We start from the raw sequence: 21964 nt of genomic DNA, 5'->3' as shown, positions 1-21964 counted from the left end.
TAATGACTGACGAGTCAGTCAGTGAGGGCGCCGACATGTCGCAGGCGGACGCGGAGGGGGGCAAGGTCTCCCGCAGGGCCCGGCCGGCCCTGGCCCCCGAGCAGCGCGAGGCCAGGCGCCAGGAGATCTTGAGGGCGGCTCTGGAGGAGTTTCTCCGCGTCGGCTTCGGCGCCGCGCGCCTGGAGGACGTGGCCCGGGCCGCCGGCGTCGCCAAGGGCACGCTCTATTTGTATTTCCCCAACAAGCAGGCGCTGTTCGAGGGGCTGGTGAAGGACAATATCGCCCCGGTCATGGCCGATGCGGCGGACCTTCTTCCCCATTTTCCCGGCCCCACCCGCGACCTGGTTCGGCTCATGGCCGACATGCTGGTGACCCGCGTGCTGGAAGGGCCGCCCGCCGGCGTGTTGCGCCTGATGATCGCGGAGGGGGCCCGCTTCCCGGAACTGGCCGCCTTCCATCATCGCGAAGTGGTCTCGCGCACCTTGCCGCTGGTGCGCGCCGTCATGGAGCGGGGCCTCGCCCGGGGGGAGATCACCTCCGATGCCGCCGCCCGCTTTCCCCAGATGGTGTTCGCCCCGGCCCTGACCGCGCTGGTGTGGAACACGCTGTTCGGCGCCTTCGATCCCATCGATGCCCGCGGCTTCGTCACCGCTTATGTGGACACGTTGCTGCGCGGCCTCGGCGAGCGGGGGGAGCCATGAGCGCCCGCCATTCCGCTCCGTCCCGCCGGCGCGGCGCGCTCGCCGCCGGCCTCCTCCTCGCGCTCGCCGCCTTGGCCGGCTGCTCCCGCGCACCGGAGGGCGAGTTCTCCGGCTATGTGGAAGGCGATCTCCTGTTCATCGGCCCGCAAGAGGCGGGGCGGGTGCTGAAGCTTCCGGTGGCGGAAGGTAGCCGCGTTGCCGCCGGCGCGGTGCTGGCCGAGCTGGAATCCGACATCCAGGCGGCCGATCTTGCCGCCGCCCGGGCGGTCCAGGGCGAAGCGCAGGCCAAGCTCGCCCGCCTGAAGGCCTCCGCCCAGCGGCCCGAGGAGGTCGCCATCCTGGAGGCGAGCGAGCGGCGCCTCGCCACTGGCCTTGACCTCGCGCGCATCGAGCTGGACCGCCAGAAGACCCTGGTGCCCAGGGGCGCTTCCTCCCAGGCCAACCTCGACACCGCCCAGCATACCTATGACCAGGCGGTGGCGAGCCTCGACGAGGTGCGCCGGCAGATCGATGTGGCCCGCATCGCCGGCCGCGACGAGGACATTGCCGCCGCCGAGGCGGTGATGCGCTCCGCCTCGGCCAGCCTGGATGCGGCGCAGATCCGTCTTGACCGCCGTGTGCTCAAGGCGCCCCAGGCGGGCACGGTCCAGACCCTCTATTTCCGCCCGGGCGAGCTGGTGCCGGAGGGCAAGCCGGTGGTCTCCCTGCTGGCGCCGGAGCTGGTGAAGGTGCGCTTCTTCGTGCCGCAAGCCAAATTGGCGAAGATCGCGCTCGGGGCGAACGTCGCCGTCCAGTGCGACGGCTGTCCGCCCCTGACGGCCCAGGTGACCTTCATTTCCGACAGCGCGGAATATACTCCGCCCGTCATCTATAGCCGCGAGGAGCGGGCCAAGCTCGTCTATCTGGTGGAGGCCCGGCCCTCCGATCCCGCCGCCGCGCGGCCCGGACAGCCCGTCACCGTGCGACTTGCGGGGGGCAAGCCGTGAGCGCGCCGGACCCCATCGCCATCGAGGTGGAGGGGCTGTCCAAGAGCTTTGGCGGGCGCCGGGTGGTGGACGACCTCACCATGCGGGTGCGGCGGGGCCAGATCTACGGCTTCCTCGGCCCCAACGGCTCGGGCAAGACCACCACCATCCGCATGCTCTGCGGCCTGCTGACTCCCGATGCCGGGCGCGGCACCTGTCTTGGCTATGACATTCTCACCCAGGCGCGGGAGATCCGCAGCCATGTGGGCTACATGACCCAGCGCTTCTCCCTTTATGCGGACCTCTCCGTGCGGGAGAATCTGGAGTTCGTGGCCCGGCTCTATGGCGTGCCCCGCCCCGAGGCGGCGGCGCGGGCGGCGCTGGAGCGGCTCGGCCTGGAAGGCCGGGGGCGGCAATTGGCGGGGGATCTGTCGGGCGGCTGGAAGCAGCGCCTGGCGCTCGGCGCCTGCATCCTGCCGCAGCCGCAGCTCCTCCTGCTGGACGAGCCCACCGCCGGCGTCGACCCCAAGGCGCGGCGGGAATTCTGGGCGCAGATCCATGCCCTGGCGGGGGAGGGGCTCACCGTGCTGGTCTCCACCCATTACATGGACGAGGCGGAGCGCTGCCACGAGATCGCCTATGTGGCCTATGGCCGCCTGCTGGCGCAGGGCAAGGTGTCCGACGTGATCGCCGCCTCGGGCCTCGTCACCTTCACGGTGGAGGCGACCGGGGCGCAGATCGACAGCGCCGCGCTCTCAGCGCTCGCGCGGGAGCTGGAGGCGGCGCCGGGTGTCCATATGGTGGCGCCGTTCGGCACCTCGCTCCATGTCTCCGGCCACGACCGGGAGAGGCTGGAGGCGGCCATCGCGCCCTTCCGCCAGCGGCCCGGCCTCGCCTGGCGGGCGGACGCGCCGACCCTGGAAGACGTGTTCATCGACCTGATGGGGCGGGCCTCGGACAATATGGTTTCCCCCTCCCATGCGGGTGATGCGTGATGGGAGACGCTCTCGGCTTCCCCCGGCGCATTTCCGCCATGGTGCGCAAGGAGTTCATCCAGCTCCGGCGGGACCGGGTGACGTTCGCCACCATGATCGCCATTCCGCTGCTCCAGCTGGTGCTGTTCGGCTATGCCATCAACACCACGCCCCGCAACCTGCCCACCGCCGTGCTGGTGCACGAGAACAATGAGGTTACCCGCGCCATTCTCGCGGCCATCCGCAACACCGCCTTCTTCGCTTTCACCCGGGAGGCGGCGAGCGAGGCGGAAGCCGAGCAGATGATCCGCGCGGGCGAGGTGCTGTTCCTGGTGGAGATTCCGGCGGGCTTCGAGCGGGCGCTGCGCCGGGGCGAGACGCCCCAGCTCCTGGTGGCGGCGGATGCCACCGATCCGGTGGCCTCCGCCAATGCGCTGGGGGCTTTGTCCGGCATCGTGTCCACCGCCCTGTCCCGCGCCCGCTTCGTGGACGCGCAGGGCGCCGCGCCGTTCGAGATCGTCCAGCACCGGCGCTACAATCCCGCCGGCGACAGCCCGCTGAACATCGTGCCCGGCCTGCTCGGCACCATCCTCACCATGACCATGCTCATCTTCACCGCCCTGTCGGTGACGCGGGAGGTGGAGCGGGGGACCATGGAGAGCCTCCTGTCCATGCCCATTCACCCGGTGGAGATCATGCTCGGCAAGATCATCCCCTATGTGCTGGTGGGGGTGATGCAGGCGGTGCTGATCCTGGCGGCGGGCATGGTGCTGTTTGGCGTGCCGGTGGAGGGCTCGCTGCTCCTGCTGGCGGGGGTGACGCTGATCTTCATCACCGCCAACCTGTCCATCGGCTACACCTTCTCCACCCTGGCGCAGAACCAGCTCCAGGCGGTGCAGATGACCTTCATGTTCTTCCTGCCCAACATCCTGTTGTCCGGCTTCATGTTTCCGTTCGCGGGCATGCCCGTGTGGGCGCAGTGGATCGCCGAGGGGCTGCCGCTCACCCATTATCTGCGCATGGTGCGCGGCATCCTGCTGAAGGGCGCCACCGCCGCCGACCTGACCTTTGATACCGGCATGCTGGTGGTGCTCATGGGGGTGGCCATGGCCATCGCGGTGGCCCGCTTCCGCCAGACCCTGGACTGACCGGCCGGGGGGCGACGGCCGCCCCTGGCCGGTGCCCCATTTTCGCCCCAGTATGGCCCAGCTTCCGCCCGGCTTCGGGCGGCCCGCGACATTCCTGCACACCTGACGTGCCGGGGAAGGCAAACCCCTTGGGGCACCTGGAAACCCAGGCCTCCGCAACGTCCCGGGTGCGGCAAAGCCGCCACATCCGGGGCTTCCCTAGCTTTGATTTGCATCAAAGCCAAAGAACGGTGTGGCCCCAATTTGGCCCAAAGCCAGCAGAGCGGTCGGTGCCGCTCCGCGAACGGGGTTGACCAATGTCCATCGTGCAGACACCGATCAAGAGGATGACGGCCGGCGAGTTCGGCCTGCTGATCGTCTTTGCGGCGCTCGGCTTCCTGTCCATCGTGGTGGCGGCGAAGGCCCATACGACGGCCTATTCGTTCCACGCGTTCATTTTCGCGGCGGCCTCCGTCGCGGCGGTGTTTGCCATCGGCAACCGCTACATGGATCGCCCGGCGGAACTGCCGCCGCAGACCATCGACGGCAAGCCCAATTACAATATGGGCCCGGTGAAGGTTGCGACCCTCGCCGCGGTGTTCTGGGGCCTGGCCGGCTTCACGGTGGGCGTGCTCATCGCCCTCCAGCTGGCCTTCCCCTTCCTGAATTTCGACCTGCCCTGGACCGCGTTCGGCCGCATGCGGCCGCTGCACACCTCGGCGGTGATCTTCGCCTTCGGCGGCAACGTGCTGCTGGCGACCTCCTTCTATGTGGTCCAGCGCACCAGTCGCGCCCGCCTCGCCGGCGACCTCGCCCCCTGGTTCGTGGTGCTCGGCTATAATCTGTTCATCGTCGTCGCCGGCACGGGCTATCTCCTGGGCATCACCCAGGGCAAGGAATATGCGGAGCCGGAATGGTATGCCGACCTGTTCCTGACCGTGGTGTGGGTGACCTATTTCGCGGTCTTCCTGCTGACGATCCTGAAGCGCTCCGAGCCGCACATCTATGTGGCCAACTGGTTCTACCTCGCCTTCATCGTCACCATCGCGGTGCTGCACCTCGGCAACAACACCACCATTCCGGTGTCCATCTTCTCGCCGAAGTCCTACATCGTGTGGTCGGGCGTGCAGGACGCCATGGTCCAGTGGTGGTACGGCCATAATGCGGTGGGCTTCTTCCTGACCGCCGGCTTCCTGGCCCTGATGTATTACTTCATCCCCAAGCGCGCGGAGCGGCCGGTCTATTCCTACCGCCTGTCCATCGTGCACTTCTGGGCGCTGATCTTCCTCTACATCTGGGCCGGCCCGCACCACCTGCACTACACCGCCCTGCCGGACTGGGCGCAGACGCTGGGCATGACCTTCTCCATCATGCTGTGGATGCCCTCCTGGGGCGGCATGATCAACGGCCTGATGACGCTCTCGGGCGCCTGGGACAAGCTGCGCACCGACCCGGTCATCCGCATGATGGTGGTGTCGGTCGCCTTCTACGGCATGTCCACCTTTGAAGGCCCGATGATGTCGGTGAAGGCGGTCAACTCGCTCAGCCACTACACCGAATGGACCATCGGCCACGTGCATTCCGGTGCGCTGGGCTGGGTGGCCTACATCTCCTTCGGCGCCATCTACTGCCTGGTGCCCTGGCTCTGGAACAAGCGTGAGATGTATTCCGTGAAGGCCATCAACTGGCACTTCTGGGTCTCCACGCTCGGCATCGTGCTTTACATCTGCTCCATGTGGGTGGCGGGCATCCTGCAGGGCCTCATGTGGCGCGCCTATACCAGCCTCGGCTTCCTCGAATACTCGTTCATCGAGACGGTCGAGGCCATGCATCCGCTCTACGTGATCCGGGCCATCGGCGGCATCCTGTTCCTCGCCGGCGCCGTGATCATGGCCTGGAACGTCATCATGACCATCCGCAGCCCCGAACTCGCCACCGAGGCGAACACGGCGGCGCTTGCCCCCGCCGAATGACGGAGACCTCCATGTCGACCAAATCCGCTTCGATCTGGAGCAAGCACGCCATCTTCGAGAAGCACAGCTATTGGCTGCTTCTCGGTGTGCTCCTGGTGATTTCCGTGGGTGGGCTCGTGGAGATCGTGCCCCTCTTCTACCTGAAGAGCACCATCGAGACGGTGTCGGGGGTCCGCCCCTACACCCCGCTGGAGCTGGCCGGGCGCAACATCTATGTGCGCGAAGGCTGCTACAACTGCCACAGCCAGATGATCCGTCCGCTGCGCGACGAGGTGGAGCGCTACGGCCACTACTCGCTGGCGGCCGAGAGCATGTATGACCACCCCTTCCAGTGGGGCTCCAAGCGCACCGGCCCGGACCTGGCCCGTGTGGGCGGCAAGTATTCGGACCAGTGGCAGCTGGACCACCTGAACAATCCCCGTTCGGTGGTGCCCGCCTCCATCATGCCCGGCTACCCCTTCCTGGCCCGCACCCCGCTGGACGCCAAGCACATCGCCGACGACATGAAGGTGCTGCGCATCGAGGGCGTTCCCTATACCGACGACATGATCGCCAATGCCCAGGCGGACCTGCGCACCCAGTCCACCACCGATGCCGACGGCGCGGATGCCCTCCAGGCCCGCTATCCCAAGGCGCAGGTGCGGGACTTCGACGGCAACCCCGCCGAGCTGACCGAGGCCGACGCGCTGATCGCCTATCTGCAAATGCTGGGCACGCTGGTCGACTTCAAGCTCTACGACAACAAAGCCAACGTGAGGTAGCACCCATGCGCGACCTCTACATGAGCCTTGCGAGCTTCGCACAGACCTGGGGCCTGCTGCTGTTCTTCTTCGGCTTCCTCGGTGTCATCGCCTATGCCTACTGGCCCTCGAAGAAGCAGAAGAAGAACTTCGACGAAGCGGCCCAGATCCCGCTGAAAGAGGATTGATCCCGTGAGCACCGCGCACGACAGCCATGACGGAGCCGTGGACACCGCAACGGGCGTCTCCACCACCGGCCACGAATGGGACGGCATCCGTGAACTGAACAACCCCCTGCCGCGCTGGTGGCTGTGGGTGTTCTACGCCACCATCGTGTGGGCCATCGGCTATTGGGTCCTGTACCCGGCCTGGCCCCTCATCTCCAGCCACACCACCGGCCTTCTGGGCTGGAACTCCCGCTCGGCGGTGGCGGTGCAATTGCAGGACCTCCAGGCGCTCCGCGCCCAGGCCGGCGCGCGCCTCACCAATGCCTCGCTGGAGGAGATCGAGAAGACCCCCGATCTGCTCTCGCTGGCCCGGGCCGAGGGCCGGGTGGCCTTCGCCGACAATTGCGCGCCCTGCCACGGGGCGGGCGGCGGCGGCGCCAAGGGCTTCCCGAACCTCAATGACGACGACTGGTTGTGGGGCGGCACGCTGGCCGACATCCAGCAGACCATCACCCACGGCATTCGCTCGGGCGATGATGAAGGCCACCAGGGCAACATGACCCCGTTCGGCGGCGTCCTCTCCAAGGCGGACATCTCGGCGGCGGCGGACTATGTGCTGTCCCTGTCGGGGGCCGGTCCCGCCGATACGCCGAGCGCCAAGAAGGGGGCGGCCGTGTTCGCCGCCAATTGCGCGGTCTGCCACGGTGCCGACGGCAAGGGCAAGCAGGAGCTGGGCTCCAAGAACCTCACCGACGGCATCTGGCTGTATGGCGGCGACAAGGCCACCATCATGCAGACCATCACCAACGGCCGTGGCGGCGTGATGCCGGCATGGGGGGCGCGCCTGTCGCCCAACACCATCAAGGCGCTCACCGTCTACGTGCATACGCTGGGCGGCGGCCAGTAGGCCGCGCCAGCCCCGCGCAAGGGGGGTGTGAGACAAGGGCGCGCCCCGGCCGGTTGGCTGGGGCGGCCTGTTCCTGAAGGGGGCCAGCCGGTTTCGCGGCGAAGGCCCTGAAGGGGCGCGCCGCAGGTGGCGGCCCCTGACACTCCCACCCTTCATCCGGTGGGAAAGGGTTGTTGAACCATGACCGCTCCCGCCGTGAAGACCAAGAAGCCCGCCGTCGCGGCCAGCGCCGACGACGCGCCGCTCTATGAGGCCCGGCGCCAGATCTATCCCCAGAGCGTGCGCGGCCGCCTGCGCACCATCAAGTGGATCGTCCTCGCGGTCACGCTCGGCATCTATTATTTCCTGCCCTTCGTGCGCTGGAACCGCGGCCCCGGCGCGCCCGACCAGGCGGTGCTGATCGATTTTCCCGCCCGCCGCTTCTATTTCTTCTTCATCGAGATCTGGCCGCAGGAATTCTATTATGTGGCCGGCCTGCTGATCCTCGCCGCCCTCATCCTGTTCCTGATGAATGCGGTCGCCGGGCGCGTGTGGTGCGGCTATCTGTGCCCGCAGACCGTGTGGACCGACCTCTTCATGGCGGTGGAGCGCCTCATCGAGGGCGACCGGCGCCAGCGCATGGTGGAGGATGCCGGTCCATGGACCCTCGACAAGTTCGCCCACAAGCTGATGAAGCACACCATCTGGCTGCTGATCGCCTGGTGGACCGGCGGCGCCTGGGTGCTTTACTTCGCGGACGCGCCGACCCTGGTGCATGAGCTGGCCACCTTCCAGGCGCCCACGGTGGCCTATGTGGCCATCCTCACCTTGACCTTCACCACCTATTCGCTGGCCGGCCACATGCGCGAGCAGGTGTGCACCTATATGTGCCCCTGGCCCCGCATCCAGGCCGCGCTGACCGACGAATATGCCCTCAACGTCACCTATCGCTATGATCGCGGCGAGCCGCGCGGCTCGGTGAAGAAGGCGGCGGCGGCCCGCGCCGAGGGCAAGCCGGCCGGTGATTGCATCGATTGCCACCAGTGCGTGAATGTCTGCCCCACCGGCGTCGACATCCGCCAGGGCCTGCAGCTCGCCTGCATCCAGTGTGGCCTGTGCATCGACGCCTGCAACAACATCATGGACAAGGTGGACCGCCCGCGCGGTCTCATCGCCTATGAATCGGAAGCCAATCTGGAGGCCCGCGTCGCCGGCAAGCCGCCGGTGCGCCGCATCGTGCGGCCGCGCACCATCCTCTACACCGCCCTCATCGCCTTTGCCGCCGGGCTGATGCTGTTCACCCTGGTGAACCGCTCCAGCGAGGGCCTGAACGCCATCCACGACCGCAACCCGCTGTTCGTGAAGATGTCCGACGGCGCGCTGCGCAACGCCTATACGCTGCGCCTGATCAACAAGAACCTGGTGGAGCGCGGCTTTGTGCTCACCGTCACCGGCGTGCCCGGCGCCACCTTGTCCGTGGTGGGCGCCGAAGGCGGGCGGGACGGCGAGGTGGTGATCGTGGGGCCGGACCAGACCCGCGAGGTGCGGGTGCTGCTGACCACCAAGGAACGTCTCGCGCCCGGCGCCTCGCTGCCGGTCACGTTCCAGATCCGCGACCAGGTGAGCGGGGCCACCGCCACCGCCGTCGACCATTTCATCGGCCCGTGACGGGCGGAGGGCAGGCCATGGCCAAGACTGAGACCCAGACCTCAACCCGGCATCCCCGCGCCGCCCGGGGTGGCCGCGAACTCACCGGGCGCATGGTGCTCGCCATCCTGGTGGGATTCTTCGGCGTGGTGATCGGCGTCAATGTGGTGATGGCCCGCTACGCCGTGAGCACCTTCGGCGGCGTGGAGACGGAAAGCTCCTACAAGGCGGGCCTCGCCTTCCGCTCGGAGGAGGATGCCGCCGCCCGCCAGGGCGCCCTGGACTGGGCGGTGAACGTGGCCATTGCCCCGTCCGATACCGCGGATCGCCGTCTGACGGTGGAGGTCAAGGACGCCGCCGGCCGCCCCATCACCGGCCTTGAGGTGCGGGCCGAGTTCAGCCACCCCACCGATGCCCGCCAGGATGCGGAGCTGGTCCTGACCGATCTCGGGCAGGGCCGCTATGCCGGCGAGGTGGAGGCCCACCGCGGCCAGTGGGATCTGGTGCTTGATCTTACGCAAGGCGGGCAGCGGCAGTTCCGGTCCAAAAATAGAATTGTCATGAAGTAGCCGCCGGGGTCGCGCGGCCCGGCAAGGTCGAAGCGAACATGTCCGAGGCGGTCGATTATTCCATTTTCCTCGCGCGGGATGCGCAAGGCCATGCCGAGATGAGCCTCGCCGTGGATGGAATCGACTGCGCGGCCTGCATCGGCGACATCGAGACCGGCATCCTCGCCTTGCCCGGCGTGGTGAAGGCGCGCCTCAACTACACCACCCATCGCCTCACGGTGGCCTGGAGCGGCGAGGGGGCGCCCGCCGAGGTGGTGGACCGCCTGCAGGCGCTTGGCTATCGCGCCCATCCCTTCGCCGGCCGGGCGGAGGAAAGCGAGGCCCGCCACGCCCAATGGCTGTTGCGGTGCCTGGGGGTGGCCGGCTTTGCCGCCATGAACGTGATGCTGCTTTCGGTGTCGGTGTGGTCCGGCAATGTGACCGACATCACGCCCGAGACCCGCGACCTCTTCCACTGGATTTCCGCGCTCATCGCCTTGCCGGCCGCCGCCTATGCGGGCCAGCCCTTCTTCCAGAGCGCCTATCGCGCCCTGCGCACCCGGCGCCTCAACATGGACGTGCCCATCACCATCGGCGTCATCCTGGCGCTGGGCATGTCGGTGGTGGAGACGGCGCTCCACCAGGAGCACGCCTATTTCGACAGCGCGGTGATGCTGCTCTTCTTCCTGCTGGCGGGGCGCTATCTCGACCACGAGGCCCGCCGCCGCACCCGCGCGGTGGCCGGCAATGTGGCCGCGCTTCGGGGCGAGATGGCCCACCGCCTCGGCCCCGACGGGGTGCCGGTGCGCGTGCCCGTGCAGGCCTTGGCGGCGGGCGACCATATTCTGGTGGCCTCCGGCGAGCGGGTGGGCGCCGATGGCGTGGTGGCCGCCGGCGTCTCGGCGGTGGACGAGGCCCTCGTCACTGGCGAGACCTTGCCCCGCCCGGTGGGTCCCGGTGCCCGTGTCTATGCCGGCAGCCTCAATGGCGCGGGCGCCCTGACCATTCAAGTGACGGCGGGCGGCGAGGGCACCCTCATCGACGAGGTGCAGCGCCTCCTGGACGGCGCCACCAGCGCCCGCAATTTCTATGTGCGCCTCGCCGACCGGGTGTCGCGCCTCTATGCGCCCATGGTGCATCTGACCGCCCTGGTCTCGGCCATTGGCTGGCTCCTGCTGGGCGCCGGCCTGCACCAGGCGGTCATGATCGCCGTGGCCGTGCTCATCATCACCTGCCCTTGCGCCCTCGCGCTGGCGGTGCCGGTGGTGCAGGTGGTGGCCACCGGGCGGCTGTTCCGGGCCGGCTTGCTCATCAATTCCGGCGACATGGTGGAGCGCCTCGCCACGGTGGACACCGTGGTGTTCGACAAGACCGGCACCCTCACCTTGCCGGAGCCGGAACTGCGCCTTCCCGCCGGAGCCGATCCGGCCCTGGTTGCCGCTGCCGCGCGCCTTGCCTTGTCCAGCCGCCATCCGCTGGCGGTGGTGCTGGCCCGCCACGCCGCCGACGCGCCCCTGGACGAGGTGACGGAATGGCCCGGCCAGGGCATCAGCGCGCGAATGGGGGGCGAGGAGGCACGCCTGGGCAGCCTCGCCTTTTGCGGTGCGCCGGCACCGGCGGACCTGCCGGCCACCGCCTCCCTTATCGCCTTCCGCTCGGGCACGCGCACCCTTGTGGTGGGCGTGGACCAGGAATTGCGGCCGGACGCCGCCACCGTGGTGGCCGGGCTGAAGGCCCGGGGCCTCGAGGTGCGCATCCTCTCCGGCGACCGCCCCGAGGCGGTGGCGCCGGTGGCCGCCCGGCTGGGCATCACCGCCTTCGCGGCCAGCCTGAAGCCGGCCGACAAGATCGCCGCCCTGGACGCCCTGAAGGCGGCCGGCCGCAAGGTGCTGATGGTGGGCGACGGGCTCAACGATGCCCCCGCCTTGGCCGCCGCCGATGTGTCCCTTTCGCCCGCTTCCGGCGCCGCGGTCACGCAGGCGCAGGCGGATGCGGTGTTCCTGGGCTCCGCCCTCTCTCCCGTCGAGGCGGCGGTGGACGGCTCCCGCGTCGCCCGCCGGCTGATGCGGCAGAATCTGGCCCTGGCCGTGCTTTACAATTTCATTGCCGTCCCGCTGGCGGTGCTGGGCCATGTCACGCCCCTGGTGGCGGCGCTGGCCATGTCCGGCTCCTCCATCCTGGTCACGCTCAATGCCCTGCGCGCCGCCCGCTTCGGTCGCGCCGTCATCGACGTGCCACGCGAGGATGTGGTTCCGGCGGGTGTGGAGGAGGCGACCGCATGAATGTCCTGCTTTATCTCGTTCCCCTCGCCCTTGGCCTCGGCCTTGCCGGCTTGTTCGCCTTCCTCTGGAGCCTGAACAGCGGGCAATATGAGGATCTGGATGGCGCTGCCGTGCGGGTCCTGTCCGACGACGACCTGCGGCAGGAGCCGCGCAAATGAGACGGGCGGCCCGCATCGGCGAACCGCGGGCCGGCATGCTGGTCTGCGTGTGCGATCCCCAATTGGACGTGCCGGCCAACGACAATCGCGCCCGCCCCGTGCCGCGTCTGGCCCTGGTGTTCGGCTTCGCCTTCGCGGTGCTGGCGCAGACCCTGGCCTCCGGCCTGCTGCCCTTGGCCGGCGCGCTGCTGGCCCCAACGCCCGCCCTGACCCCCGTGCCGTTCGCGGCCATGATGGCCGGCGCGCTCCTGGCGTCCTTCCCCGCCTCCTTCCTGGGCGACACGTTCGGCCGGCGCACGGGCTTTGCGCTGGGCGCCTCGCTGGGCATTGCCGGCGGCCTGCTGCTGGCGCTGGGGCTGATGCAGCGTCAATTCGTCTGGGTGTGCCTTGCCGCCTTGTGGCTCGGCATGGCGCAGGGCTTTTCCTTCTTCTACCGGCATGAGGCCGCCGCCTCGGCGGGCCGGCCCTCGGCGGCCGCGGCCGGCGTGCTGGCGGGCGGGGTGCTCGCCGCCCTGGCCGGGCCGACCCTGGCTGGCGCGGCCGAATGGCTGTTCGCGCCCTTCTTCCTGGTGGGATCGGCGCTGCTGGCAGCGTTCGCCCATACCTGCGGCCTGGCGGTGGCGGTGTGGTATGCGCCCAATGCGGCCGTGCGCCTGGCGCCGTCCCGCCCCGCTCCCTTGCGGGCGATCTTGGTTCCCACATTGGTGGGGGCGCTGGCCTGGGCGGGCATGAGCTTCGTCATGGCCGATGCGCCGATGGCGCTCATGGGCTGCGGCATCGGCGAGGCGGCGGTGTTCGGCTTCCTGGCGCTCCATGTGGCCGCCATGTATGTGCCGGCGGCCGGCCTCGCCTTCGTGGCGGGCCGCGTGCCGGCGCCCGTCCTGGCGCTCGGCGGCCTCGCCCTGGTGGCCGCCGCCATTCCGCTCATGCTGAGCGGCGAGACCCTCGTGCTCACCGTGGCGCTGGTGATGGTGGGCGCCGGCTGGTCGGTGGCCACCGTCGGGTGCACCGGGTGGCTCTATGGCAATCGACCGCCCTCCCGTCTCGCCTTGGCGCTGCACGATGGCGCCCTGTTCGGCGCCGCCATTCTCGGGGCGCTGGCCTCCGGCCGCCTGCTCTGACTCCAGCGGGCTCCCGTTTTCCCGTCTTTTCCGTAAGTTGGACCCCGCTTCACGTGAGGGTGCCATGGCTTCCATCTTCTCCCTGTCGGGTCGCACGGCGCTGGTGACCGGTGCTGCCGCCGGCCTCGGCTTCGAGATCGCCCGCGGGCTCGCCCAGGCGGGCGCTTGCGTGGTGTTGAACGGGCGCCGGGTGGAGCCGCTCGCCGCCGCCTGCGCCCAACTGGCGGCGGAGGGGATCGAGCCCGAGCGGGCGCGCATCGGCGCCTTCGACGTGTGCGACGAAGCCGCCGTGGCCCGGTTCGCGGTGGAGGGCCCGGCCATCGACATTCTCGTCAACAATGTGGGCGCGCGGGATCGCCGCCCCCTGGCGGACCTGGACGGCACCGCTTTCCGCGCCATGCTGGACGCCAATCTGGTGGCCCCCGCCCTCCTGGCCCGGGCGCTGGCCCCGGCCATGGCGGAGCGCGGCCACGGGCGGATCATCAACATCACCTCCATCGCCGGGCCCATCGCGCGGGCCGGTGATGCCGCCTATACGGCGGCCAAGGGCGGGCTGGCGGCCTTGACCCATGCGCTGGCGGCGGAGTTTGGTTCCGCCGGCATCACCGTGAACGCCATCGCGCCCGGCTTTTTCGCCACAGCGCCCAATGCCGGCATGGTCGCCGACCCGGATATCGGGGCCTGGCTGGCCCGGCGGACCTCGCTAGGGCGCTGGGGCAGGCCCGAGGAGATAGCCGGAGCCGCCATCTTCCTCGCCTCACCCGCCGCCACCTATGTCACGGGCCATGTGCTGAATGTGGATGGAGGGTATCTTGCTCATTTCTAGGGCGTGATCCGCGTCGGGGGGCGCCGCGGCGAAACGCCGTTCAGGCCCGGAGCACGGCCATGGGGTGCCGCATTCCGGGCCGGGCGGAGATCGGATAAGGTGGGATGCCGGATCATGGTAACGTCATGAGCATGCGGTTCTGTCCGCTTGCGCATGTCGTCGCATAAGCCGACCGGGCGCTCTTTCCGGGCGGTGAGGCAAGTGAACGTGGTGAGCGCCGGGCGAAAGCCATTGTAACGGCGTAGCTTTCTCGCCTATCCATGAGGGACAGGCAGGCTCGGGGGCGCCGGTGAGAGACACACGGCTCAATCCATGGACGGGCGAGTTCCTCTCGCGGGAGGAAGAGCGCTCCTACCGCGACGCCTGCGCCCCGGAGGCCGAGCGTCAGGCCCTCCTGCTCTTTGCCCTTAGCGTGGCGCTCAACCTGGTTTTCCTTTTCACCGACTGGCAGGTGGGGGTGCCCAACCTCCAGCAGGCCGTCATCTATCGGCTGGGCATCATCGCCACCGCCGTGGCGGGCGTTGTGGCGCTGCGCGTGCGCCAGGACGCCGATCATGTGGAGCGGGTGCTGGTGGCCTGGCAGTGGCTCACCGCCATCGGCGGCGCCCTTCTGCTGCGGCCGGGCACGGACATCTCGCTCTTCGTCGTGGTCGCCCTGCCCACCGTCTATTATCTGGCCGTTCCCGTCTCCTTCCGCTGGTCCGTCCTCAACGGCGTGGGGGCCTCGCTGCTGCTTCTGGTGGCCGCCATCGGGCTGCCGCCCACGGGCGAACGGGGGCTCGGCCTGCTCATTGCGGTGCTGGCGCTCAACGTGGCCCTGGCGCTGGCGGTCCAGCGGGCGAACCGGCAGGCGCGTCTGGCCGCCGCCGCCGTGGCGGCGGAGCGGGAGGCGCGCGAAACCCTGATCCAGAGCCAGCATCTGTTGGAGCACACCTTCGCGGCCGTTCCCATCCCGCTGCTCATCACCGAGATCGAGAGCGGGCGCATCGTGCGCTACAACGAGGCGGGCATGCGCTATTTCGGGGGGGAGCCCGAGGCCTTCGGCATCACCTCCGTCGCCCAGATCTATGCCGATCCCCGCCAGCGGCGGGTGTTCCTGGACCGGATCGCCAAGAAGGGGCGCATCACCAATTTCGAGACCAAGATCCGCCTCGGCCATGGCGAGATCCGCTCCGTGCTCATGGCGGCCGCCTTCACCGAGGTGGAAGGGCGGGCCTGCCTCATTTCCGGCGTGGTGGACATCACCGACCGGCTGGCGGCGGAACAGAAGATCCGCTTCGCCGCCAGCCACGATTCCCTGACCGGGCTCATGAACCGTTCCGCCTTTCTCTCTCAGCTGGAGGCGGTGCTCGGCCAGTCCGGCGGGACCAACGGCGGCGTCGCCCTGCTGATGGTGGACCTGGACGGGCTGAAGGACGTGAATGACACGCTCGGCCATGATGCCGGCGACATGCTGCTGGTGGAGACCGCGCGGCGGCTGGAACGCCTGACCAAGGATGTGGGGCAGGTGGCCCGCCTCGGCGGCGACGAGTTCGTGGTGTTGCTGCCCGCCCAAGCCTCGGTCCAGCCGGCGGTGGACTTGGCTCAAGCGGTGCTCAGCGAGTTCCGCCAGCCCCTGGCCCTGGGCGAGCGCCACATGACGAGCCGCGCCTCCGTCGGCGTCGCCTTGAGCCCGGCGCCCGGCTATGCGGCCGGCGAGCTGATGAAGGACGCCGATCTCGCCCTCTACAGCGCCAAGGCGCAAGGCCGGAACCGGGTGGTGTCCTATTCGCCGGCCATGCGGCGCTCCATGAATGAGCGCATCCTGCTCAGCCGCGAACTGGCCCGGGCGGTCGCCAACGATCAGATCGTGCCCTATTACCAGCCAAAGTTTTCCCTCGCCACGGGGCGCCTCGTGGGGCTGGAGGCGCTCATGCGCTGGCAGCAGGGGCCGGGCCTGGTGGCGGGGCCGGACCGGTTCTCGCTTGCCTTCGAGGATGCGGAACTGGCGCTGGCCATGGGCGATGCCATGCTGCGGGCCATTGCCGTGGACGCACGGGACTGGCTGTCGCAGGGCCTCGCCTTCGGGCGCATCGCCTTCAATCTCGCCCCCGCCCAGTTCACCCAGCCGCGGCTGGCCGGGCAATTGCTTGGCATTCTGGCGCGCGAGGGGGTGGAGCCGAACTATTTCGATCTGGAAGTGACCGAGACCGTGGTCATCGGCAAGGACGCGGATTTCGTCGCGCCCATCCTCGACGAGCTCTACGCCGCCGGCATGCGCATTGCGTTGGATGATTTCGGCACCGGCTATGCGGCGCTGACCCATCTCAAGCAATTTCCCATCGACGCCTTGAAGATTGACCGCAGCTTCGTGGCCGACATCGAGACCGACACCTTCGATGCCGCCATTGTCTGCGCGGTGATTGAGCTTGGTCGCAATCTCGGCCTGCGCGTCATCGCCGAGGGGGTGGAGACGGTGGGGCAGGCGCGCTTCCTGAAGGACCGGGGCTGCGAATATGCCCAGGGCTATCTTTATGCCCGCCCCATGCCGGCCGCGCTGTTCGCCGACTTCCTGGCCGCCGAGCGGCAGGGACGCGCCAGCGAGCGGCTCGCCCGGCTCGGCCCGTAGAGGCGTCTTACTGCAAAGAACAGGAGGGTCGCGCGGTGTCCCGCGACCGCCTCAATGATGCAGGATCTGGCCGAGGAAGGTGCGGGTGCGCTCGTTCTTCGGGTTGGCGAAGAACACGTCGGGTGCGCCTTCCTCCACGATCTCGCCCTTGTCCATGAAGATGACCCGGTCCGCCACCTGCCGGGCAAAGCCCATTTCGTGGGTGACGCAGATCATGGTCATGCCGTCCTTGGCCAGCGAGATCATGGTGTCCAGCACCTCCTTGACCATTTCCGGGTCGAGCGCGGAGGTGGGCTCGTCGAACAGCATGATCTTGGGGGTCATGCACAAGGCCCGCGCGATGGCGACGCGCTGCTGCTGGCCGCCGGAGAGCTGGCCGGGATATTTGTTGGCCTGCTCAGGGATCCGCACCCGCTCCAGATAGGTCATGGCCACCGCCTCGGCCTCGGCCTGGGACATGCCGCGCACCTTGCGGGGGGCGAGCGTGCAGTTCTGGAGCACGGTCAGATGCGGGAACAGGTTGAAGGACTGGAACACCATGCCCACTTCGCTGCGCACCTTGTCGAGATTGCGCGTGGAGGAGCCCACGTCCACCCCGCCCACTTCGATGCGCCCGCCCTGGTGATGCTCCAGCGCATTGATGCAGCGGATGAGGGTGGACTTCCCCGAGCCGGACGGGCCGCACACCACGATGCGCTCGCCGAGGCGCACGGTGAGGTTGACGTTCCGCAGGGCGTGATAGGTGCCGTAATGCTTCTCGACGCCCTCCATGCGGATCATGACCGGCGCCTCGCCGGCGGCGGCGCGCGGGGCTTCGGGCGCGGAAGTCGGAGGGGTGGTCATGGGCGGTCTCCCGTCGGCGGCAAAGGGGGTCAGCAACAGGTGAGGGGGCCGCGGGCAGGCGCCCGCGGCCGGTCGGCCGTCAGAAGGTCGGCAGGGTCGGAAGCGGGGTCTTGAACCACTTCTGGTTGATGGCGTCGAGCTCGCCATTGTTCTTCACGAAATACAGGAAGGTGTTGATCCACTGGAGGAAATCCGTGGAGCCGCGGCGCACGGTGATGCCGTTATACTGGCTGCGCAGCACCAGCTTGCGCTCGATGCCCATGTCCGGATAGGTGGCGGCCAGCTGGGCGCCGATGATGTTGTTGGCGCCGAGCAGGTCCACCTGGCCGGAGACGAAGGCCTGGGCGGCGGTGGCGTCGTCGTCGAAGCGCATGATGGTGGCGCCCTTCGGCACCGAGGCGGTCAGCGCCGTATCCTGGGTGGAGGCGCGGGCGACGCCGATCTTCTTGCCGGCGGTCTGCTCGATGGCGGAGACGTCCAGCTTCTTGGGGCCGATCAGCTGGATCTCGATGGCCGAATAGGGAATGGAGAACTGCACCTGCTTGGCGCGCTCCGGCGTGATGCCGAAGGTCGCCACCAGCACGTCCACCTTGTTGGTGAGCAGGTAGGGGATGCGGTTCGGGCCGGTGACGGGCACGATCTCCACCTCGACGCCGAGATACTTGCCCATCAGCTTGGCCACGTCCGCGTCATAGCCTTCCGGCTTGCCCTCGGTGTTGAGCAGGCCGAAGGGCGGCAGGTCCACCAGCATGCCCACGGACAGCTTCTTCTTGGAGATGATGTCGTCAATGGACTGGGCGGCGGCGGTGCCGTGGCCCGCCGTGAGCGCGCCGGCGGCCAGCGCCGCGACGCCAAGCGCGGCAAAGGTGCGCCGCGTGAGGGTGGCGAGGGACTTCAGGGACATCTGCTTTCCTCCGATTGGCCCTTTTGCGGGCAGTGCTTCACGGGTCCGGGGCCGGCTCAGCGCGAGACGGTGCCGAATTTCTTTTCCAGGTGGCGGGAATACAGGGAGAGCGGCCAGCACAGCAGGAAGTAGATGCCGGCCACGATGCCGAACACCAGGAAGGGGCTGAAGGTGGCGTTGTTGACGATCTGCCCGGCGCGGGTCAGTTCCACGAAGCCGATGATGGAGGCGAGCGACGTGCTCTTCATCAGCAGCACCAGGAAGCCCACCGTGGGCGCCACCGCGATCTTGGCGGCCTGGGGCAGGATCACCTCCTTGAGGCGGGTGAAATAATGCAGGCCGAGCGCGGTGGAGGCCTCCCACTGGCCCTTGGGCACCGCCTGGATGCAGCCGCGCCAGATCTCGCCCAGGAAGGCCGAGGCGTTCAGCGTCAGGCCGATGGCGGCCGCCAGCAGAGGGTCCACCGCCGCGCCCAGCAGCGTGATGCCGAAGAAGACCAGGAAGAGCTGCATCAGCAGCGGCGTGCCCTGGAACAGCTGGATATAGGCGATGGCGATGGCCCGCAGCCACGGCCAGGGCGAGGTGCGCGCGAGCGCCACGCCGATGCCGCCGATGGCCCCGCCCACGAAGGCGATCGCCGAGAGCAGCAGCGTCCAGCGGACCGCCATGAGCAGGAAGAGGAATTCGGCGGAGGTGAAGGGACGGATCATGGCTTCCTCCTCACCGGGCCGCGTCGGTGCGCGCGAACACCATCTTGTAGATGAGCGCGAAGGCACCGGAAAACATGAGGGACATGGCGAGATACATGGCGGTGACCACGATGTAGATCTCGAACGAGCGAAAGGTCTGGGATTGCAGGTTGTTGGCGATGGCGGTCAATTCTTCCGCCGAGATGGCCGAGACCACGCTGGAGGTCAGCATCAACAGGATGAACTGGCTGGTGAGCGCGGGATAGATGGCCTTGAGCGCCGGGAAGATCACCACATAGGAGAAGACCTGGAGCGGCTTCAGCCCCAAGGCGAGCCCCGCCTCGATCTGCCCCTTATGGATGGTCTCGATGCCCGCCCGCACGATCTCGGTGGCATAGGCGCCCACATTGACCACCATGGCCAGCAGCGCTGCCTCGTTGGCGTCGAGCCGGATGCCGACCCGGGGCAGGCCGAAAAAGATGAGGAAGATCTGTACCAGGAAGGGCGTGTTGCGGATCACTTCCACATAGACATCCACCAGCCAGCGCACCGGGCGGGGGCCGGCGGTCTTGCCGAGCGCGCAGACGATGGCCACCGCCAGGCCAAGCCCCATGGCCATGGCGGAGAGGCGGATGGTGAGCCAGGCGCCGAGCAGGAGCTCGGGCCAGTAATTGAAGACTTCGCCGAACTGGAACACATAGGTCATGGCCGGGAGCGGTCCTTGGCGCTTTCCGTGCTGCGGCCCTTGCCGTTCCCTTTGCCGGTGGCGCGGGGGGCGGGACGGGACGGGGCGTGGGAGAGGGACGGGGCGGCACGCGCCCCGCAGGACTGGCGGATGATGAGCCGCGGGGGAACGATGATCTCTTCGCTGGGCAGGTCCGGCGCCGCCACACGGCGCAGCAGCAGGCGTGCCGCCTCCCGCCCCACAAGCCGGGGATCGGTGGTGAAGGTGGTCAGCGCGGGGCGATGAAGGGCCGCCTCGGTGACGTCGTCGCAGCCCACCACCGCCACGTCGACGCCCGGCTCCAGCCCCCGCTCGGTCAAGGCGAGCATCACGCCCAGCGCCACGATGTCGTTGTAGCAGACCACGGCGGTGGGATGATCGGGACCTGCGAACAGGTCACGGGCCGCCGCATAGCCGGACAGGCGATCCAGCACCGCGCAGGGCACGATGGGGCCGGGCTTGAGCTTGTGCCGCTTCAGCGCCCGGCGGAAGCCGGCGAGGCGCTCGGAGAGGGGAGCGATACGGCGCACGCCGCCGATAAAGCCAATATGGCTATGGCCGAGGCCGATCAGGTGCTCGGTCACCATCTCCATGCCGGCGGCATAATCGGGGCCCACATAATCGCCTTGGAAGCCATCCACCCGCCGCTGCGCCATCACGCAGGGCAGGCCGGCGCAATGGGCCTCTTCCAGCACGTCGGCGGCCGTGTTCTCGGCGGGCACCAGGATGAGGCCGTCGACGCCATGCTCCTGCATGCGCACCAGCACCCGCCGCTGTCGGTTCGCATCCTCGGCGGTGTTGGTGATGAAGGCCACATAGCCTTCCGCGTCCAGCACCTCGTCAATGCCGGCGGTGAGCTGGGAATAATTGGGGGTGATGATCTCGCACAGCACGAGGCCGAGGGTGCAGGAGGCGCCCGAGCGCAGATTGGCGGCGCGCCGGTTATAGACATAGCCGAGCTCAGCCATGGCCGCGTCCACCTTGCGGCGGGTCTCGTCCTTCACCAGCGGGCTCTTGCGCAGGACCAGGGAGACGGTGGCGCGGGAGACGCCGGCAAAGGCGGCGATGTCATTGAGTGTGACGCGCGCGGGAGCGCCGCCGGGGCCGGCACGCAGGGCCTGCGCCCCCACCACCGCGTCATCGGCGGCGGGCGCATGCAAGGCTTTGGACGTGCTGCGCTTTCTGGGCGGCACGGGCGGCTCCTCGGACGGGGTTTCCGGACGCCGCCTTGTTGTGTTCTTGATGCGGCGGACCCGTCTTTAGGAAGGCGCGCGGGGCCGGTCAACGAAAAAATTAGATCGATCTAAAGCCCTGCCGGACCTTGTGGCCTGGTTGCGGTGCGGGAAGTGTGCGAAATGGCGAGGAAATCGGCCAATAGGTGGGATTTTACACTTTTTGTGGCGGCGACGCGTGCCTTGCACCTGGCAGCGATGCCACCGTTCCGACCTCTGAGGCAAAAATGTTGGATCGATCCATAAGTCGAATGCGACCGGTCGCCGCGAGGTTCCCGAAGCTGCCTATCCGCGCCGAGGCAGAGGCGCGGATAGGCAGCGCAAGCGGCTCGGGGAGCAGGGCGCAGGGGCGGGGCGGCCGTGCCGGGCGTTCCGCGCGCCGGACGGCGGCGCGCGGCCGCCGTCTTGGTTGGGTGATCCGGCTGCGCGGCGCCCTCAGCCCGCCCGGCTGGTCACATAGGCCCGCCAGCCGCCGAGGTCGGTGATCTCCTGCGCGCCCGAGACGGCATAGGCCTCGCACAGGAAGCCGGGAACCTGCGTCCCGTCCTCCAGGGTCAGCTTGCCGATGCCGAGCGGAGCAGGGATGCGCTCCACGAAGCGGCCGAAGGCGTCCGCCGGCAGGGCCCAGACCTCCACGTCGAGGCCCGGTCCGGCAAAGCCCGGCATGCGCACGAGGCCGGGCTTGGGTGGGGTGGTGTCAGGCAGCACATAGAGCCGGTAGTCCGGCGCCGTGCGGCAGCGGCGCAGCAATTCGCCGCCCGCCCCCGTCAGCTCGCCATTGAGCGGCATGCCGGTGAGATGGGCGCCCACCACCGCGATGGGCAGGCGGTCGGCCGCTTGGGTGTGCGT

Annotated in this window: 20 protein-coding genes and 1 pseudogene; 15 read left to right on the top strand and 6 right to left on the bottom strand. The window is 68.7% G+C overall.

Annotation, left to right across the window (positions count from 1 at the left end; genetic code table 11):
• Positions 1-2 precede the first annotated feature (2 nt).
• The 15 genes from ACT54L_RS09190 (at position 3) to ACT54L_RS09120 (ending at position 16723) form a co-directional block, all read left to right on the top strand.
• Positions 3-701: a TetR/AcrR family transcriptional regulator gene (locus ACT54L_RS09190; RefSeq protein ID WP_476085283.1), complete on the top strand. Its 699-nt coding sequence runs from the start codon at positions 3-5 to the stop codon at positions 699-701.
• Entirely contained in the window at positions 698-1687 is a 990-nt protein-coding gene (locus ACT54L_RS09185; protein WP_476085282.1) for an HlyD family secretion protein, read from the top strand. The genes ACT54L_RS09190 and ACT54L_RS09185 overlap by 4 nt, the downstream gene beginning before the upstream one ends.
• On the top strand, positions 1684-2661 hold the full coding sequence (locus ACT54L_RS09180) for an ABC transporter ATP-binding protein (RefSeq protein ID WP_476085281.1): 978 nt from the start codon (positions 1684-1686) through the stop codon (positions 2659-2661). Before ACT54L_RS09185 ends, ACT54L_RS09180 begins: the two co-directional genes overlap by 4 nt.
• Positions 2661-3788: an ABC transporter permease gene (locus ACT54L_RS09175; RefSeq protein WP_476085280.1), complete on the top strand. Its 1128-nt coding sequence runs from the start codon at positions 2661-2663 to the stop codon at positions 3786-3788. The genes ACT54L_RS09180 and ACT54L_RS09175 overlap by 1 nt, the downstream gene beginning before the upstream one ends.
• 296 nt (positions 3789-4084) lie before the next feature.
• Positions 4085-5740, top strand: coding sequence for a cytochrome-c oxidase, cbb3-type subunit I (ccoN, locus tag ACT54L_RS09170; RefSeq protein ID WP_476085279.1), 1656 nt, complete (start codon positions 4085-4087; stop codon positions 5738-5740).
• Positions 5741-5751: 11 nt separating this feature from the next.
• Positions 5752-6501, top strand: a complete 750-nt coding sequence (gene ccoO, locus ACT54L_RS09165) for a cytochrome-c oxidase, cbb3-type subunit II (protein WP_476085278.1) — start codon at positions 5752-5754, stop codon at positions 6499-6501.
• Positions 6502-6506: 5 nt separating this feature from the next.
• Complete coding sequence (locus tag ACT54L_RS09160) at positions 6507-6668, top strand: cbb3-type cytochrome c oxidase subunit 3 (RefSeq protein WP_209104400.1); 162 nt, start codon at positions 6507-6509, stop codon at positions 6666-6668.
• Positions 6669-6672: 4 nt separating this feature from the next.
• The gene (gene ccoP / locus ACT54L_RS09155; protein ID WP_476085277.1) at positions 6673-7554 is read left to right on the top strand and encodes a cytochrome-c oxidase, cbb3-type subunit III; all 882 of its coding nucleotides are present in this window, start codon (positions 6673-6675) and stop codon (positions 7552-7554) included.
• Between the two features lie 180 nt (positions 7555-7734).
• Entirely contained in the window at positions 7735-9201 is a 1467-nt protein-coding gene (gene ccoG / locus ACT54L_RS09150) for a cytochrome c oxidase accessory protein CcoG (RefSeq protein WP_476085276.1), read from the top strand.
• Positions 9202-9218: 17 nt separating this feature from the next.
• The gene (locus ACT54L_RS09145; RefSeq protein ID WP_476085275.1) at positions 9219-9749 is read left to right on the top strand and encodes a FixH family protein; all 531 of its coding nucleotides are present in this window, start codon (positions 9219-9221) and stop codon (positions 9747-9749) included.
• A 38-nt stretch (positions 9750-9787) separates the two neighbouring features.
• The gene (locus ACT54L_RS09140; RefSeq protein ID WP_476085274.1) at positions 9788-12010 is read left to right on the top strand and encodes a heavy metal translocating P-type ATPase; all 2223 of its coding nucleotides are present in this window, start codon (positions 9788-9790) and stop codon (positions 12008-12010) included.
• Entirely contained in the window at positions 12007-12168 is a 162-nt protein-coding gene (ccoS, locus tag ACT54L_RS09135; protein WP_476085273.1) for a cbb3-type cytochrome oxidase assembly protein CcoS, read from the top strand. The genes ACT54L_RS09140 and ccoS overlap by 4 nt, the downstream gene beginning before the upstream one ends.
• Positions 12165-13289 carry a hypothetical protein gene (locus tag ACT54L_RS09130; protein ID WP_476085272.1) on the top strand — a complete coding sequence of 375 codons (1125 nt, stop codon included), beginning with the start codon at positions 12165-12167 and terminating at the stop codon, positions 13287-13289. Before ccoS ends, ACT54L_RS09130 begins: the two co-directional genes overlap by 4 nt.
• Positions 13290-13353: 64 nt before the next feature.
• Complete coding sequence (locus ACT54L_RS09125) at positions 13354-14115, top strand: SDR family oxidoreductase (protein ID WP_476085271.1); 762 nt, start codon at positions 13354-13356, stop codon at positions 14113-14115.
• Positions 14116-14404: 289 nt separating this feature from the next.
• The gene (locus tag ACT54L_RS09120; RefSeq protein ID WP_476085270.1) at positions 14405-16723 is read left to right on the top strand and encodes a putative bifunctional diguanylate cyclase/phosphodiesterase; all 2319 of its coding nucleotides are present in this window, start codon (positions 14405-14407) and stop codon (positions 16721-16723) included.
• Between the two features lie 51 nt (positions 16724-16774).
• On the opposite strand, the gene ACT54L_RS09115 is transcribed toward ACT54L_RS09120, so the two are convergent.
• From ACT54L_RS09115 to ACT54L_RS09090, 6 genes and pseudogenes are all read right to left on the bottom strand, one after another.
• The gene (locus ACT54L_RS09115) at positions 16775-17566 is read right to left on the bottom strand and encodes an amino acid ABC transporter ATP-binding protein (RefSeq protein ID WP_476085269.1); all 792 of its coding nucleotides are present in this window, start codon (positions 17564-17566) and stop codon (positions 16775-16777) included.
• A gap of 79 nt (positions 17567-17645) precedes the next feature.
• Positions 17646-18470 carry a transporter substrate-binding domain-containing protein gene (locus ACT54L_RS09110; RefSeq protein ID WP_476085268.1) on the bottom strand — a complete coding sequence of 275 codons (825 nt, stop codon included), beginning with the start codon at positions 18468-18470 and terminating at the stop codon, positions 17646-17648.
• Positions 18471-18526: 56 nt separating this feature from the next.
• Entirely contained in the window at positions 18527-19180 is a 654-nt protein-coding gene (locus ACT54L_RS09105; RefSeq protein ID WP_476085267.1) for an amino acid ABC transporter permease, read from the bottom strand.
• 10 nt (positions 19181-19190) lie between these two features.
• Positions 19191-19865 carry an amino acid ABC transporter permease gene (locus tag ACT54L_RS09100; protein WP_476085266.1) on the bottom strand — a complete coding sequence of 225 codons (675 nt, stop codon included), beginning with the start codon at positions 19863-19865 and terminating at the stop codon, positions 19191-19193.
• Complete coding sequence (locus tag ACT54L_RS09095; protein WP_476085265.1) at positions 19862-21076, bottom strand: LacI family DNA-binding transcriptional regulator; 1215 nt, start codon at positions 21074-21076, stop codon at positions 19862-19864. Before ACT54L_RS09095 ends, ACT54L_RS09100 begins: the two co-directional genes overlap by 4 nt.
• A gap of 474 nt (positions 21077-21550) precedes the next feature.
• Positions 21551-21940 (bottom strand): annotated as a pseudogene (locus ACT54L_RS09090) (allophanate hydrolase-related protein); the annotation flags it as partial.
• Positions 21941-21964: the final 24 nt, after the last annotated feature.

Source organism: Aquabacter sp. DMC10, from assembly GCF_056314145.1.
The sequence above is the reverse complement of the archived record's forward strand: the minus strand, read 5'-3'. Positions and strand labels throughout refer to the sequence as shown.